The sequence below is a fragment of the Paenibacillus sp. NPDC058177 genome, assembly GCF_042883835.1.
In the GTDB taxonomy this organism is placed as follows: Bacteria; Bacillota; Bacilli; order Paenibacillales; family Paenibacillaceae; genus Paenibacillus_AQ; species Paenibacillus_AQ agri.
In genome coordinates this window covers 156807-172677 of record NZ_JBHVVB010000007.1, presented here as the reverse complement: position 1 = coordinate 172677, position 15871 = coordinate 156807, and the positions used below count along the sequence as shown (strand labels likewise).

Sequence of the window (15871 nt, the reverse complement as noted above, 5' to 3'; positions counted from 1 at the left end):
ATGAAGGAAGCGCATGAAGAACAAGCTAACGGAGCGCAGGCGGGACAAGTGGTGATCAAGCTGGAGGGTGTCTCATTCGGCTATGGTCCGGAGCATCCGATTCTGCAAGACATATCGTTCGCCATTCCTCAAGGACAGTGGGTAAGCGTCGTCGGCCCTAACGGCTGCGGCAAATCCTCGCTGGTGAAGCTCTTTAATGCTCTGCTTCCTGCAGGGGCGGGAGAAATTACCGTATGCGGGATGAAGCTTGAAGAGGCATCGATTGGTCCTATCCGGCAGAGCATCGGCATGATCTTCCAGAATCCCGATAACCAGTTTATCGGGGCTACTGTAGAAGAAGATATTCTCTTTGGCCTGGAAGGACTCTGTCTATCCCACGAAGAGATGGAGAGTCGTCTGCAGATCTATTCGGAGCGTTTAGGGATTGCTCATCTGCTGGCCAAGCACCCCGGGGAGCTGTCGGGAGGCCAGAAGCAGCGTGTCGCCATCGCCTCTATCCTTGCGATGGAGCCAGGCATCGTCATCTTTGACGAGGCCTCTTCTATGTTGGATGAGGGAAGCCGCGATGAATTGCTTAGCATCCTGAAAGGAATGCACGCCGAAGGCAGATATACCCTTCTGATGATTACGCATGATGCGGATGAGATTCTGGCCTCGGAGCGGGTGCTTGCTCTTCATGGAGGCGGCCTGGCTGCGGATGTGACACCAGCCGAGCTGTTTCGCAATGAGGAGCTGCTGGAGAGATGTCATCTGCGCGCGCCATATGCATGGCGGCTGGCAGGCGAGCTGGAGGAGCGCGGGGTTCAAGTGGACGTTCCCGGCAGTGAAAAGGAGCTTATAGAGACGTTATGGCCATACAATTACAGCAAGTAAGCTACACCTATGCCGACCGGAGCCTGTGGAAACAGACCGCGCTGCACGACATTGATCTAAGCATTCCGCAGGGCTCTATTGTAGGTATTGCTGGGGCGACAGGCTCCGGGAAGTCTACGCTGCTCCAGTTGTTCAATGGCATCTTGAAGCCTTCGGCGGGCACTGTATCTGTGCTGGATGTCACGCTTCGTGCCGGAGAGAAGTCACCCCGGCTGTTGCCGCTGCGCCGGCGCGTAGGCCTGGTTTTTCAATTTCCGGAGCAGCAGATGTTCGAGGAGACGGTAGAGAAGGATCTCTGCTTCGGCCCGCTGAACTTTGGAATGAGTCCCGAAGATGCAAAAGAACGTGCCCGCAAGGCGATGCTGGACATGGGACTGGATCTGGACCTTCTGGCGCGTAATCCGTTCAAGCTCAGCGGCGGTCAGATGCGCAAGGCAGCTATCGCCTCTGTGCTGGCGATGGACCCTGATATTATTGTGCTGGATGAACCGACAGCCACCCTTGATCCCATCAGCCGTACAGAGCTGATCTCGCTGCTGGAACGGTTATGCCGGGAGCAGGGCCGGACGGTGGTTATTGTAACTCACCGGATGGATGAGCTGTTGCCTGTGGCAGATCGCTGGATCGTGTTAAAGGAAGGCCGAACAGCCTTTCAGGGCAGCGCCAGTGATCTTGCTAAGGACCCGGCCATCCTGGAACGCTGTGGTCTTACCGTGCCACAGTCGCTCCGTTACTGGCGCGCAGTCGCTGACCGATTGGGGTTAGAGGGCGAGGTGCCTCGACTGACAGCTGAGAGTCTTGCTGAGCTTATTGCCTCACTGCGTACAGAAGGCAAGGGTCTTGACGGGGCTGGCGGAAAGAGGGATGACCATGAATGAGAGGCTACTGCTGGGTCGCAGCATTGAAACTGGATCATGGGTACATAAACTGGACGCCAGGTCCAAAATTACCGGGATGTTGCTTTATGTAGTAGTCATTCTGCTATCCCGTTCCTGGATGGCGATGGCGCTGCTAGCGGTATTCTCGGTGGTGGTCATGGCTTCGACCCGAATTCCGCTGAAGTATTTTCTTAAAGCAGCCAAACCGCTGCGCTATCTGATGCTATTTATTTTTATCGTACAGGTTGTATCCGTAAAAGAAGGAGCAGTCTGGTTGTCCATTGGTTCTTGGGACTTGTACGAAGACGGGCTTCGTCTGGGTGCCTTCTCGGTGATTCGTATGTTTTTCCTGATCACCTTCTCGGCGCTGCTGACCTTCACTACAACTCCGGGCAAGCTGAATCAGGGTCTGGAAGGAATTCTGGCACCGTTCAAAAAGATTGGGCTATCGCCGGACCGCATCACGCTCATGATCGATATCTCGCTGCGGTTCATTCCTACGATTCTCGATGAATCTCAGATCATTATGAAGGCGCAGGCTTCACGCGGTGCTGATCTGAAGGAACTGCCCTTGAAGGAGAAAGGGCGGATGCTGGTGTCGTTGCTTGTTCCCGTTATCGCCAGCGCCTTCCGCCGCGCACAGGATTTGGTCTACTCCATGGAAGCTCGTGGCTTCCGTATGGACGCGCCGCGCAGCCGGTATCACCGCCCGATATGGGGCGGGGCCGATACTGTTTTTATACTAATGTTTGTCGTAATGGGCGTTGCAGTAGCTTGGCTATAGCGCACGTTCTGAGCGGCAATGCATTTATAGAGCAAGATCAACTTGGGAGGGAACAACTATGGCACGTTATTTTAATGGTAGAGAGATTGAATTGCTCGCACCGGCAGGTACCTTCGATATTTTTAAGGAAGTCATTCAGTCTGGCTGCGATGCTGTCTATTTGGGCGGCCCTGTTCTTAATATGAGAATGATGCGCAAGGGATACAATCTGTCGCATGAAGAGATCGTAGAGGCGCTGGCTATCGCCCATCGTTTGGACAAAAAAGTATATATCACAGTCAACAACCTGTTTAGCGAAGAGGATGTCGAGGAAGCCCGCGAGTATTTGCGTTTTCTGGATAGCGTGCGTCCCGACGCCTTGATCGTACAGGATATGTCGGTGCTGGAATTGATCCGCGAGATGGGGCTCAGCCTAGAGGTTCACTCTTCAGTCATGATGAATGTGCACAACTTAGAGATGATTTACGCGCTGCGTGATCTTGGCGTCACCAGAGTCGTCACTTCACGGGAAATGGATCTGCAAACAGCCAAGCTGCTGGGCCAGCGGAGCGGAATGGAACTGGAATACTTCATGCATGGCGATATGTGTTCCGTGCACGGGGCGAATTGTTACTTCAGCTCCCAGGTGTTCGGGATGAGCAGCAACCGGGGCAAGTGTATGAAGCCGTGTCGTTGGGACTACCGGGTGAAGAAAGACGGTTATGTCTTCCCGGCGGAGTACCCGCTTGCTGTCAAAGATATGTACATGTATGAGCATATTCCTGAGTTAATTGAATCGGGCATCACCTCCTTCAAGATCGAAGGCCGGATGCGTGATAAAGAGTTCATGGTGACGCTGGTGAACAGCTATGGGGATGCGATTGACCGGTACATCGATGATCCTGTAGGTTTTGAACGTACGGTGGATTCGAAGCTGCTGTATCAGAACCGCAAACGTGATTTCTCTACAGCCTATGCTTTCGGCAAACCTGGTCTGTCCAATATTAATCGGCGTTATGAGGGAACCGGCAAGTTCTACAGCACTGGTAAAGTTTTCAGCACCCCAACAGCAGAGCGCGAACTTTCCCAAGAACGCGTAACCTTACTACGGGAGCGGATGGCACAAGCTGGGCAGAAGAGACACTCTAAACCGGAGCTTGCGGTACGCGTCAACAACATGGAGCAGGCGAGAATGGTGCTTGCACAGGGTGTAGACATTCTGCATCTTCCCGGAGATGTATTTGAGCCAGATCGTCCGTTCACGAAGCGTGATATACAGGAGCTTGGAACATTAAAGGGCGATACAAAAATCTATCTTGGCATGCCGCGCATGATGACTGAGCTTCATTTTGACCAATATGACCAGTTGTTAAACGGTGAACGCCTGCCAATCGACGGACTGCTCGTAACCAATCTTGGAGCCATCCGCCGCTACAAAACGACTGGCTACCCAATGATCGGCGACAGCAATCTGAACGTGTACAATCATCTATCTGCCGGATTTTATGCCGGATATGGTCTGAACAAGCTTACGGTATCACCGGAAATGACGCTGGAGCATTTCACTACCTTTGCCGCCCGCTGTGAGCAGCCGCTGGAAGTGGTCGTGCATGGCACACCCGCGCTGATGTATATGGATCATGATCTCTATGAGAATACAGAAGTTATGGAACCGATTGCTCAGGAAGACAATCTGTATGTAAGCAATGAAGTACTGGTGCTCAAAACCGACAAAGGCGAGAATCCGGTCTATCGCGACCAGCACGGACGCTGTCATCTATTGTTCGCTAAAGAGCTATGTTACCTGCCGATGCTTCAGGAGATGAGTGGGCTGGGGATTGCCAGCTTCCGAATTGAGGGAGCCACGTATACGGTGGAGCAACTGCGTGACATTATTATTTCGTACCAACATGCGATACAAGGCTTGAACCAGAACGACGAGCTGCTCGGTGGCCTGAAGCCTGTTTATGCGGGCTATACTTTAGGGGCCTTGCAATTTAATTAAAATTTTAAATAAACGGGGTTGGGGAAAAATAGCGGTAGTTGACGAGCTGTATTGTTATTTTTTTCACAAAGTATTTATTTTATTCACCGATCATGCCGCTATATAAGTTAAAATTAAACTAATATGTAGCCTGCGAGTAATCCCAAGTCTCGGGTTATCAAGCAACAGAAAGTGAGGGAATCATCGATGGAACAAGGAAGCTATATTGGAAGAGAAGCGGTAGCTGCCAAACGCAAACAATACTATTATCCCTGCACAGCGCATTTTTACCGCGATTCTCCACAGATCGTACGGGGAAACATGCAGTTTGTCTATGATGAGAAGGGGAAGGAATACACGGATTTCTTCGCTGGCGTCTCTGTAGTGGCTTGCGGTCACTGTAATCCGGCGATTACCGAACGGACGATAGCACAGCTTCAGCAGTTGCAGCATACAACAACGATCTATCTAACGCAGCCAGCTGTAGACCTGGCGGAGAGACTGGAGGAAGTGCTACCAGGTGACTTGCGCCGGACTTTCTTCGTTAACAGCGGATCAGAGGCTAATGAGGGGGCGTTGCTCCTGGCCCGGATGCACACCGGACGCAAAGGATTTATTGCCCTGGAAAGCGGTCTGCACGGCCGGACTAACCTGACGATGAGTGTGACAGGGCTGCCTATGTGGCGCACGGATCAGTACCTTGATGAGGATGTTACGTTCATTGAACGGCCCTATCATCCGGAGCTGACGCTAGAAGAGGCGGCAGAAATTTCGCTGAAGAGTCTGGCACGTGTGCTGGAGGAAAAAGGAGACACCATTGCCGCAATGATCGCCGAACCGATCCAGGGCAACGGAGGCATGATTATGCCGGTATCCTGGTACTTCCGCGAGGTGAAGGCACTGCTGGATCAATACGGTGTGCTGCTGATTGCCGATGAGATTCAGACCGGCTTTGGGCGGACGGGTGCCCTGTTTGCGATGGAGCATTTTGACGTTGTGCCGGATATCATCAGTATGGCCAAAGCGCTTGGCAACGGCGTGCCGGTTGCAGCTTTCGCTACCACGGATGAGATCGCACTTTCGCTGAATCGTCCATCTGCCTCCACCTTTGGCGGAAACCCGGTATCAGCTGTTACAGCCCTTGCTGTGCTTGATTATATCCGTACTGAGGCGCTGCAAGAACGTGCGGCCTCGCTCGGCGCTCATCTTAAGGCAGGTCTTAAGTCGCTGCAAGAACGTTACCCGGCGTTGATCTCTGATGTGCGGGGGACCGGATTTATGCTGGGTGCGGAGCTTACTGGAGTTGATGCCGCTGCTGCCGGAGCTTTAACGGACGACATTTTAGAAGAGATGAAGGACCGCGGTTATCTGATCGGGAAGAACGGAATCAACCGCAATGTATTGGCTTTTCAGCCGCCGCTTATCGTTACAGCCGAAGATATTGATGGTATGATTACAGTATTGGATGAGGTGCTGCGGCAGGTCTCGAAGTAATGTGCAAGCAACGGGTCTGACCCGTGGGCGAAGCCGCATGCAACAGGAAACGAAGAAAGAGGAATCATGCTATGGTGATATTCAATGCTTTTAAGAATGCTGCTCTAAAAATAAAAATGTTCGGCGAATTGGTCATGTTCTCCCACACGCTGTTCTCGCTGCCGTTTGCCATTATCTCAATGGTCTGGGCTGCAGGCGGCTGGCCATCCGGCCGGGTCATGCTCTGGGGACTGATCGCCCTGATCGGCGCCCGCAATGGTGCGAATGCGTTCAACCGGCTGGCAGACCGCGCTTTTGACAAAGCCAACCCGCGCACAGCCCACCGCCATCTGCCACAACGGCTACTGGTGGAGAAAGAAGTCATTCTATTTATCATTATCAACTATGCTATCTTTATTGTGGCTTCGGGGATGCTGAATCTGCTCTGTCTGGTGCTATCGCCGGTAGCGATTCTGCTAATCTCCTCATACTCGTATACCAAGCGTTTTACGTTCCTTAGCCATCTGTACCTGGGGTTTGTGATTGCCTCGGCTCCAATCGGTGCTTGGTTCGCTGTGACAGGAAATATTGCCTTCACCCCATTTGTCATTGGGACGGTAGTCATGCTGTGGATTGCCGGCTTTGACATTATTTACGGCACGCAGGACATTGAATTTGACCGCCGGCATGGATTGTGGTCCATTCCCAGCTTTTTCGGCCTGGAGAATGCCCTGCGCATCGCCCAGGGGCTGCACTTTATCATGATTATGCTGCTGCTCTTCCTGTACGTCTGGCGTGATCTCGGCTGGATCTATCTAGTCGGAATCGGCATAGCGACGATCTTACTAATGACCGAGCACAAGATCATCAAGCCTTCGAATCGCAAATTGATGAAGGTGGCTTCGTATAATCTGAATCAGGTGATCAGTATGGTGATCTTGTTGTGTACGCTGGTGGATTATTTTTATTTTAACTAAGGCTGAGGGGTAGGGCGTTTATATTCGAAACGGGACTACCCGTGGAAAAAGCTTGCAGGTGAGCGCCCGCTTTCTCCCGCATCAGGTCAAAATGTAAAGGCTCTGTTGGATTGAAGGATATCCATCTAACAGAGTCTTTTATTTGCATATAATTAAATTTAAACTTTACCTGTAAGGTCCGCCTTGCCTATAGTATGCTTAGAGATATATGGCATAAATCATCGGTTATTTGTAATTTATATGAAATCTAAAATATCTTCAGGAATGGGGAACGAACCTTGACCATTGCTTTACTAGTGATTGATATGCAGACCAACTTTTTGGAAGATCAAGTAGAAAAAGCGGTTGTTCATGCTGCCTGTGAATATATTAATCATGTTGCTGGTCTGCTTCGCGAGAACAACCACGCTGTCATCCATGTGAAAGATATTGAAGGGGCGGATGAATCTAGCGTTGCTAAACTGGATTTTATCCCTGAGATCGTAATAGGACAGGATGATATTCAGATCAACAAAGAGTATTCTAACGCATTTTGGAAAACAGAGCTTGAAGCCGTATTAAGCGATAAAGGAATCCAACTGGTTATTGTGTCCGGATTTGCAGCAGAGCATTGCGTACTTTTCACATATAACGGTGCACTCGAACGGGGATTTAAGGCGGCAATATTGCAGAAGGGGATACTTAGCACTCAAAATGCGGTAATTGACCAGACCTATCGAGATAGACATGTTGTAGCTTACCCTGTGATTGAGTACTTGGTAAGTCAACAAGCTTCGGTAACACCAAATTAGTATCCAAAGTAGAAGAATCATGCTGAGACTTGCCACTGACGTTGTGCTCTGTTCATTTATGTGCGATCGGCAATAAAAGAACAGCAAACACGGACAACAAAAAGGATACCAGCCCATGTGCATGGGGGTATCCTTTTTGTTGTCCGTGAAGGCGGGGGGATTGAGACCCCCGCCGCTAGTGGTCACGCGCTGAGAAGTATTCCAGCAGCGTGACCAGGTCGGTATGTGCCGGGTAGGATGACAGCTGCTGGATAATGACAGCAGCTTGATCCAGGTAATCCCGGCTGACCTGCTCGGCCCGCAGCAGCGCATCGCTGCGGGTGATGAGGCCCAGTACATGGGCAATCTCGGCATCCGAAGAATCGGGGCCGATCATGCGGATGGCCGGGGCCAGCCCAGGGTCCTGCAGGGCGAACAGCACCGGCAGCGTGACTTGACCATGGCGCAGGTCACTGCCGGCTGGCTTGCCGAGGACCTCAGCAGACTGCGTGAAATCCAGCAGGTCATCCTGGATTTGAAAGGACATGCCCAGCGCTTCACCGAAGTTGTACAGCAGGCTTGCGACCTCTGTTGTGCTTTCGGAAGATAAGGCGCCGACGCGCAGGCATGTAGCCATCAGCAGCGCAGTTTTGTTGCGCGACTTCTCCAGGTATTGCTCCATGGTGAAGTCGTAATCATAGGCATGCTCCAACTGCTGATATTCGCCCAGACAGAGTTGGGCTGTGGCGACAGCAGACAGATCATGAACATAACGATTTTTGTCTCCGGTATATTTGCTTAACAGCTCGATGACCCGGGCAGACATGTAATTCCCGATATGTACGGCGGGACCTACGCCGGTGATGACATGCAGGGCAGGTCTTCCGCGGCGAACTTCTGCATCATCAATAATGTCATCATGAATCAAGGAGGCGGCGTGAATGAATTCCGCGGCTGCGGCTAGCTGGAGAGCTCGGCGTCCGGGAAGCTTGCGGCCAAAACGGCTTCCGACGATGACCATCAACGGTCTAAGCCGTTTACCGCCGGACCCGACTAATTGCAGAATGCCTTGGGCAAGCTGCGAATTCTTGGGCACATCCTTGTCACGCGCCACCAGATTCTCGATCTCCCGGTTTATTTCCTTCAGGTCGATGTTCAAGGCCTCATGCAGCTTCATCTTAATGATCCCCACCTGTCAAATGGCTTTGCTCGTGCGTCCCTGTTGTCTTTGTTCCCTGATCAGGAACTCTTCCATTATAACAGCCAGATTCTCTTCCGCGAAGTTTCCATTTGCCCGTCTAATCTGCATTTTTTTGATCGAAGGAGCCAAATAAGCTACGAGATCCAGCTCGCGGGTTTTCACCGCAAATTGTAAGTAAAAGCTGTATAAATAGTCTCCATCCAAAATGTTGCGGGTAAGGTCGGGATGATGTGGTACACATTCCAGATGGCGTTTCGCAGCCAAGGTGAGAATGATATAAATACCTAGCAAATGAACTTTGCGGCTGTATTCCAGATCATGGCGTTCCAGTACCGGGAGCAGTTGCTCACATTCCACCGGAGAGAGATGAAGCTGAATTCCGGCGATGGGTGACATGTCAGCCTGCAGCAACCGGAAGGTCTCTTGAGCGAGTTGATTATTCACAAGAATCTCTCCTTCTTGTCGGTTTTGCTGGAAGGAACCATTCCCGATCATCCCTACAAAACCACTCGTAAATAAGTAGAGTAATGTGTCCGTGGACACATTACTCTGAAGAATACAAATATTAAGCTGAAAGAACATATAAACTTCACATTTTAACGATATAAATAATTAATATAATGTGAATGCTAATGAAACAAGGAAATTAGCGTCAGTCGGTGAACAGGTACCAGCGCCTTACGAGCGGAATTCTCTTCCACTGCTTCTTGAGCCAAGGCAAGACATAGTAATCCAGACCAAGCGTGCTGCCGGAACCGCCGATGCAGGCAACAGCTGCTGCAGCGTACCAGAGCATTTCCGTCGAAGCCATCTTGGATGACCAGATCATAACGGCCATACCTATGGTGGCTATAGAAGAAATAGCAGTGAACAGACCGACGATCAGCATAACACCAAAGACAATCTCGGCGGCAACCATACCGATTTGGAACCATTTTGCCAGGAAAGTATAGCTTCCGTCAGCTTGATAGAACATCAAATCCATGAACCAGTTAGTAATGCTGTGTACAAAGTTTGGAACCGGCAATGCTTGAACTGCTTCTTTAGCAGTGGAAACAGCTGAAGCTGCGGATTGCGCATCCACCGTATCCTTAACGGCATTGACTGCTTCACTTGCTGCGGAAGAAGCATCTACAGCATGCGGTGCGGCAGGAATCAGGAAGATTTTATTAGGATCAACCCATATCTTCTTCAGCTTATCAATACCTTCATACAACCACATACCACCAAGCAGAACGCGAAGCGGAACGAGCCAGAAGTTCGGCGAACGTTTGGAGAAATGGCCGCCGAGGAAGCTCTTGCGGTTCTCCACATGGAAGAATTCATGCATCATATAAGTCCATACTTTGTTAAAGCCCACAACCTGGGACAGATAGAACATATTGATAGCGTGCTTGGAAAGCATAGCCATGAACCCGGTAAGCATGAACAGTTTGCCTGGAAGACCAACGTTTGCTACACCGTAGCGGCTACCGATCGATACCATGGTACCGTGGAAGCCCGGTTTGTAGGCTTTTTTCGCCGTACCTTTAATGTCAGCTTCAATGTTGCCTGCAACGATTGGAGCTGCTTGCTCAGCATTCTCAACCATCTGTGGAACAGGACGGGTCTCACCTTCAGGGATGAAGAAAATGTTATCCCCGACAACGTACACGTTCTTGTGATCTACACTTTCGAGATGCTCATTCGTAACGATACGTTTGCGGCCCTCTTGTTTAACTTCACCTTCGAGGCTTCCCACAATTTCAGAGCCTTCAACACCGGCAGTCCACACTACAGTATGCGCAGCAACGACATTCTTCTCGCCGAGAGCAATGCTGCCTTTGCCTACTTCAGTGATCTTGGCACCGGTAACGATCTCTACGTTCAACCGTTTCAGGTAAGCTGTTGCTTTGGAAATCAGCTTATCTGGAAGAATAGGTAGAATCTTAGGCGCCATATCTGCAACGATCAGCCGAACTTCGGATGGATCGATATAGAATTCTTTGCAAAGCTCTTCGCGGTACTCAGCCATTTCGCCGACCAGCTCAACACCGGTAAATCCTGCACCAATGATTACAAAGGTAAGCATAGAACGGCGTACTGCCGCATTCTTTTCCTTTGCCGCCAGGGTGAACATATCGCGAATCTGGCGTTTGAGCGCAACCGCATCATCATTGGACCAGAAGGAGAAGGTGTTCTCCTCTGCGCCTGGAATGCCGAAGTAGGTTGGCTTGCTGCCTGTACCGATGACAAGGTAGTCATACGCATAGGTAGCTTTCTCAGATTTAAGCTTTTTACCTTTAAAATCAATATTGCTGATTTCATCCAGTACAACATCGACTTTCAATCCGGCAAAGATTTTTTTGAGATCAATCTTGATCGAATCTTCAGGAGCGCGGTTTGCAGCAACTTCATGTAGTTCAGTCAAGAGAGTGTGGTACGGATTCCGGTCAATAAGCGTAATTTCGATTTCTTTGTTGTTCTTAAATTTCTTTGCCAGTTTTTTAGCCGTGAGTACGCCGCCGTAGCCGCCGCCCAAAATGACTATTTTTTTCAAAAGAAATTCACCTCATTCGTCTGATTAGCTATAAGAGGGAGCTGTCGTTAAATTACTTTGCTCCTTCAAGCGCTTTTGCTGCCAGTGTGTAGTACTCTCCAACGTGGATCGACACACCGGAGATTGCATCTGTTTTGCCTTCGGCATCCAGAGCAGGAGCAGTGCCTTTGTTCTCTACGAAGTAAGCTTCTGCTTTGGCGATCTCTTCGTGCCACTCCGCTTGAGCGCCGCCTTTTTTCATGCCGTACTTGCCATCAATGGAGAATTGTTTCTTGTCATCACCGGCAGCATTTACACCGCTGAAGTTAGCAGCGACAACGTTCCCGTCTGCAACAGTCAAGGCTACAGTGGATTTCCAACCGGACTGAGGGTCCATTTCGCCTTCTGCAGTGTAACCACCGTCTTTGTAAGGGCCTGCTTCGGAAGGTCCGGCAGCCAGGGCAGCTTTAGCGGCTTCAACCAATTCACCAACGTGAATGGATACACCGGAGATTGCATCTGTTTTGCCTTCAGCATCAAGGGTAATTGCCGCAGGGTCTTGTTTGTCGATCAAAAATGCTTCAGCTTGTGCAGCTTGCTCGTGCCATTCCGATTGAGCGCCGCCTTTTTTCATACCGTACTTGCCGTCTTCAGAAACTTTCTTCTTCAGATCACCAGCAGTTTTTACATTGAAAGCATTCCAGTCGGCTTTAGTGATTTTTCCGCCTTCAACAGTCAGAATAGCGTAGGATTCCCAGCCAGTTTTTTCATCAGCAGGTGCAGTTCCATAGTAGACGCCGTCTTGATACTTGGCAGTTTCAGCTCCGGCATTTCCGGAGTTTGCGGCAGGTGCAGTTGTTTCAGCGGGGGTGTTAGTTGCAGTCGCGGCGTTGTTACTGTTGTTGCTGCCACAGCCCGCAAGCAAACCAAGGATCAGGGCACTCGACAAGATTACAGAAGCTTTTTTCATTTGGTATGACCTCCAAGAAAATAGTTTAAAATATATATATTAAAATGTAAAACATTTTAACGACTTTGGAAGTGATAAAAATCACTTTATAAATGACATTTGTCACTTTAATTTTGGGGTAACTCCCCTGAATGTAACTTTTACATGACATATATCGGTTATGTATAATGAAAAATTTAATGAACTTGTTTCATCTTCGATGGCATTCTAGCACAGAAGCGACGCTTAATTATGTGAAAATAATCACTTAAATTTTTAAAAATTAATTTATATATGTAGTATATCAAATTTTAGAAAATATTGAAAGCTATTTTAAAGATTATTATGTGACAAAAGACGACCTCTTTCTCCAAGGGTGAAGAGACAAGTTAGGATTCATGCTGTCAAATGAGGGGTAATAAGCCGTTGATGACATGTCTATATATGAAGGACGCTGCGGAAGAAGAATATAGACCCGGGGACGTTCGTTCCGGGATTGATAGGCAACAATAGCATAGGAGAAGAGCGCAAATCGCATCTGGTTTGCGCTCTTCTGCTGCCGCTGAGAAGGGCTGCTTAATTAGATACCGGAGGTTGTAGAAATAGCGCCTGTTATTCAATGAATCAGGTGGATTAATGTGCTAGTATTACTGGTAGTTGCTAATATTTAGGCCAGGAGTGATGCTATGGAATATTTAAAAATATTTTTCGTGAACACGGCTGTGTTGATCACCATTGCCTATCTGGCCAATTTATTATACAAGCATATCATCACGTATGCGCCAAAACGCGTGAAGCAGGTAAGCTGGGTATTGCTGGCGATTTTCGCCGGATGGATCAGCTCTTTTTTTGGATATAGACTGGATGATCATGTCATCTTTGATTTAAGGTTCGTGCCCATCATTATAACGACAATTGCTTTTCCGCAGCCTTTTCCACTCATATTGATCGGATTTGGAACGGGTCTGACCCGGTTGACCTTCGGATGGAACGAAGCTGCGCTGGCGGGAATGCTCAATTTATCGATCCTTGGTTTCCTCTGCGCCGGGCTCAGCTTCTGGATTACCCGTTCGAATGCTTTCATAATAAAAAAAGGCTTCATCGTCATTCTGGCGGTCAATGTCATGAACGCACTGAATATCACCATATTTGGTGTAATCCCTGCAACAGAGTACATAACGGAAATTATGCCGATCACATTTCCTTCTGGATTGCTTCTCAGTATTTTATTTGCCCTCATCATCTGGGACTTCCAAATGGAGCTTTCGCGGAATGAGCAGATACGGCGTGCCAACGAGCTATTGTCCGCTCAAACAGAGGAACTGCACAAGAATGAAATCGTGCTGGAAGAAAGAGCGAAGCAATTGATGCTGGCCTCGCAATACAAGTCGGAGTTTCTGGCCAATATGTCACATGAACTGAGAACCCCTCTGAACAGTATAATCAATCTCTCGCAATTAATAGAAGAAAATGATAATTCCACTACCGGGGAAGAGATTGCTGAGTACGGCGGCATTATCCATCGTTCGGGCGAAGAACTGCTGATGCTCATCAATGATATCCTTGACTTGTCCAAGGTGGAGGCAGGCCGGCTGGATATTATCAAGGAACAGGTGAATGTAAGCGAGATTCCGGAGCTATTGTCTCTTCAGTTCAGTGTGATCGCGAAGCAAAAGGAGCTGGAATTTGTGGTCAGTGTAAGTGAAAATCTCGCGCCGACCATCATCTCAGATCCACAGCGGCTGCAGCAAATCTTGCGGAATCTGCTGTCCAATGCGTTTAAATTTACACAGATGGGCAGCGTAATGCTGAGCATCCGAGCGGAACAGCGTTGGGAAGACGGGCAGGATCTGAACTGGATGGTATTTGAAGTCAGGGACAGTGGCATCGGGATTGCCGAAGAGAAGCGAATGATCATTTTCGAAGCCTTCCGGCAGGCGGACGGGACGATTAGCCGCAAATACGGCGGAACAGGGCTGGGGTTGTCCATTAGTCATGATCTTGCCAGACTGCTCGGCGGCTTCATCACTGTTCAAAGCGAGGAGGGGAAGGGCAGTATCTTTTCACTGTATCTGCCTATTTAGGACAAGAGGAATTTCGGGAACGGGGCTCCAATTTTATTTGTGATTTCGCCATATTGACAGGAGATTGATGCGGAGTAGAATGAAGCCAAAGCCGCATCAAAGGAGTGTTATCGTCCCCATGAGCATCATGAGAAACAGGCAACCGGTTCATCGTCCCAAGCGTATTCGCAAAGCCTCTGTACAGCGCAAGAATTTACAGATAGCCACATTTGAGGGGATTCCTGCGACGATCTTCCAGGTCCTGCTTCAAGGGCAGTTTCTTACGGGCTTTCTGTTATATTTGGGAGCTACCTCCAGTCAGATCGGTTTTGTACTGGCGTTGACGACGCTGGTCAATATCGGCCAGATTGGTGTTGCGTTCCTGATCCAGAAGCTGCCCAGCCGCAAGTGGGCTATGGTCACTTTTGTTGCCCTTCACCGGATACTGTGGAGTTCTACCGGCCTGGTGCCGTTTATCTTCCCAAAAGAATACTGGGTAATAGCTTTTATAGCGTTATATACAACCGCTTTCATTGCAAATACAGCAGGCTCCGTGTTATGGAGCTCTGTTATCAGTGATCTGGTTCCGCCGAAGGTGCGCGGCCGTTATTTCGGAATCCGTAATACTTTTCTGAACGCTCTGGGCAGTCTGGTGATGTACGGCGGCGGCATCGTTCTGGACCGTTATCCCGGAGGCCATGGTTTTCTCATTTTGTACATTGTGGTATGGATTTTCTCAACGGCTAACATTATTGTCTACCTGTTCTACCCGGATGTGCCGTTTGAGAAGTCTGAAGAAAACAAGTTTCTGCCGATGCTCAAGAAACCGCTTCACGATACACTGTTCATGAAGTCTACATTGTTCCTTGCTGGCTGGCTTTTGCTGCAAAACCTTGTTGTTCCACTGTATTCTTATGTGATGCTGCAACTGCTGAATATCAATTATCAAACTATGTCGTTGCTCAACGTATCACAGACGGTGTTCATGATGGCCAGCTTCTATGTCTGGGGGAACTTGAATGCGAAATATAGCAACAAACGATTGTTGCTTTGGACGCTTCCGATTATTGCTGTTTCCTCGCTGATCTGGGGTCTGCTCTCGGTGCTGCCGATGCTGGTGGTGCTGTTCGCCGCCCATATTGTCTTCGGAGTGGGAGTTGGTGGCTTCAATCAGCTGGCCTTCAACTTTATTATTGGCGATACACCTAAAAAAGAGCGGCCGATGTATATGGCTGTGTATGCAGCACTTACAGGGATTTCCTCGTTTTTTGGTCCGCTGATCGGCGGTAAAATCTATGAATGGATTGAGGATTGGCCGCGCTGGACACAGGTGTTCGGAACGCAGTTAGTCGTCGGATTACTGATGATCGTGCTGGCTGCAACGCTCGGGCGGAAAATTCTTAAAGATGCGTAAAGGTGATA

The 15871-nt window shown here is 49.3% G+C and carries 13 protein-coding genes; 9 read left to right on the top strand and 4 right to left on the bottom strand.

Features of this window, described 5'->3' with window-relative positions; translation table 11 throughout:
- The 7 genes from ACFVU8_RS24365 to ACFVU8_RS24335 all read left to right on the top strand — a co-directional run bounded on the left by ACFVU8_RS24365 (position 1) and on the right by ACFVU8_RS24335 (position 7739).
- Positions 1–873 carry an ATP-binding cassette domain-containing protein gene (locus ACFVU8_RS24365; protein WP_387430881.1) on the top strand — a complete coding sequence of 291 codons (873 nt, stop codon included), beginning with the start codon at positions 1–3 and terminating at the stop codon, positions 871–873.
- Entirely contained in the window at positions 849–1751 is a 903-nt protein-coding gene (locus ACFVU8_RS24360) for an ATP-binding cassette domain-containing protein (RefSeq protein WP_379467169.1), read from the top strand. The genes ACFVU8_RS24365 and ACFVU8_RS24360 overlap by 25 nt, the downstream gene beginning before the upstream one ends.
- Complete coding sequence (locus ACFVU8_RS24355; RefSeq protein WP_387430724.1) at positions 1744–2535, top strand: energy-coupling factor transporter transmembrane component T family protein; 792 nt, start codon at positions 1744–1746, stop codon at positions 2533–2535. Before ACFVU8_RS24360 ends, ACFVU8_RS24355 begins: the two co-directional genes overlap by 8 nt.
- Positions 2536–2593: 58 nt before the next feature.
- Positions 2594–4519 carry a peptidase U32 family protein gene (locus ACFVU8_RS24350; protein WP_387430722.1) on the top strand — a complete coding sequence of 642 codons (1926 nt, stop codon included), beginning with the start codon at positions 2594–2596 and terminating at the stop codon, positions 4517–4519.
- A 186-nt stretch (positions 4520–4705) separates the two neighbouring features.
- Positions 4706–5992 carry an aspartate aminotransferase family protein gene (locus ACFVU8_RS24345; protein WP_387430720.1) on the top strand — a complete coding sequence of 429 codons (1287 nt, stop codon included), beginning with the start codon at positions 4706–4708 and terminating at the stop codon, positions 5990–5992.
- Positions 5993–6063: 71 nt separating this feature from the next.
- Positions 6064–6948: a UbiA-like polyprenyltransferase gene (locus ACFVU8_RS24340; protein WP_175372250.1), complete on the top strand. Its 885-nt coding sequence runs from the start codon at positions 6064–6066 to the stop codon at positions 6946–6948.
- A 278-nt stretch (positions 6949–7226) separates the two neighbouring features.
- Positions 7227–7739, top strand: a complete 513-nt coding sequence (locus ACFVU8_RS24335; RefSeq protein ID WP_379467174.1) for a cysteine hydrolase family protein — start codon at positions 7227–7229, stop codon at positions 7737–7739.
- Positions 7740–7914: 175 nt separating this feature from the next.
- Here ACFVU8_RS24335 and ACFVU8_RS24330 read toward each other — a convergent pair whose 3' ends face one another.
- From ACFVU8_RS24330 to ACFVU8_RS24315, 4 genes are all read right to left on the bottom strand, one after another.
- On the bottom strand, positions 7915–8895 hold the full coding sequence (locus ACFVU8_RS24330; RefSeq protein WP_379467175.1) for a polyprenyl synthetase family protein: 981 nt from the start codon (positions 8893–8895) through the stop codon (positions 7915–7917).
- 18 nt (positions 8896–8913) lie between these two features.
- A complete protein-coding gene (locus ACFVU8_RS24325) occupies positions 8914–9363 on the bottom strand; it encodes a hypothetical protein (RefSeq protein WP_379467176.1) in 450 nt (149 codons plus the stop codon).
- A gap of 208 nt (positions 9364–9571) precedes the next feature.
- On the bottom strand, positions 9572–11458 hold the full coding sequence (locus ACFVU8_RS24320; protein WP_175372246.1) for an FAD-dependent oxidoreductase: 1887 nt from the start codon (positions 11456–11458) through the stop codon (positions 9572–9574).
- 52 nt (positions 11459–11510) lie between these two features.
- On the bottom strand, positions 11511–12407 hold the full coding sequence (locus ACFVU8_RS24315) for an FMN-binding protein (RefSeq protein ID WP_175372245.1): 897 nt from the start codon (positions 12405–12407) through the stop codon (positions 11511–11513).
- 665 nt (positions 12408–13072) lie between these two features.
- Here ACFVU8_RS24315 and ACFVU8_RS24310 point away from each other — a divergent pair.
- On the top strand, positions 13073–14470 hold the full coding sequence (locus ACFVU8_RS24310; protein ID WP_387430718.1) for an ATP-binding protein: 1398 nt from the start codon (positions 13073–13075) through the stop codon (positions 14468–14470).
- Positions 14471–14588: 118 nt separating this feature from the next.
- Positions 14589–15863 carry an MFS transporter gene (locus tag ACFVU8_RS24305; protein ID WP_379468591.1) on the top strand — a complete coding sequence of 425 codons (1275 nt, stop codon included), beginning with the start codon at positions 14589–14591 and terminating at the stop codon, positions 15861–15863.
- Positions 15864–15871: the final 8 nt, after the last annotated feature.

Coding starts and splice junctions, on each gene's coding strand:
- ACFVU8_RS24365 (WP_387430881.1), top strand. CDS start 1: ATGAAGGAAGCGCATGAAGAACAAGCTAACGGAGCGCAGGCGGGACAA.
- ACFVU8_RS24360 (WP_379467169.1), top strand. CDS start 849: ATGGCCATACAATTACAGCAAGTAAGCTACACCTATGCCGACCGGAGC.
- ACFVU8_RS24355 (WP_387430724.1), top strand. CDS start 1,744: ATGAATGAGAGGCTACTGCTGGGTCGCAGCATTGAAACTGGATCATGG.
- ACFVU8_RS24350 (WP_387430722.1), top strand. CDS start 2,594: ATGGCACGTTATTTTAATGGTAGAGAGATTGAATTGCTCGCACCGGCA.
- ACFVU8_RS24345 (WP_387430720.1), top strand. CDS start 4,706: ATGGAACAAGGAAGCTATATTGGAAGAGAAGCGGTAGCTGCCAAACGC.
- ACFVU8_RS24340 (WP_175372250.1), top strand. CDS start 6,064: ATGGTGATATTCAATGCTTTTAAGAATGCTGCTCTAAAAATAAAAATG.
- ACFVU8_RS24330 (WP_379467175.1), bottom strand. CDS start 8,895: ATGAAGCTGCATGAGGCCTTGAACATCGACCTGAAGGAAATAAACCGG.
- ACFVU8_RS24315 (WP_175372245.1), bottom strand. CDS start 12,407: ATGAAAAAAGCTTCTGTAATCTTGTCGAGTGCCCTGATCCTTGGTTTG.
- ACFVU8_RS24310 (WP_387430718.1), top strand. CDS start 13,073: ATGGAATATTTAAAAATATTTTTCGTGAACACGGCTGTGTTGATCACC.
- ACFVU8_RS24305 (WP_379468591.1), top strand. CDS start 14,589: ATGAGCATCATGAGAAACAGGCAACCGGTTCATCGTCCCAAGCGTATT.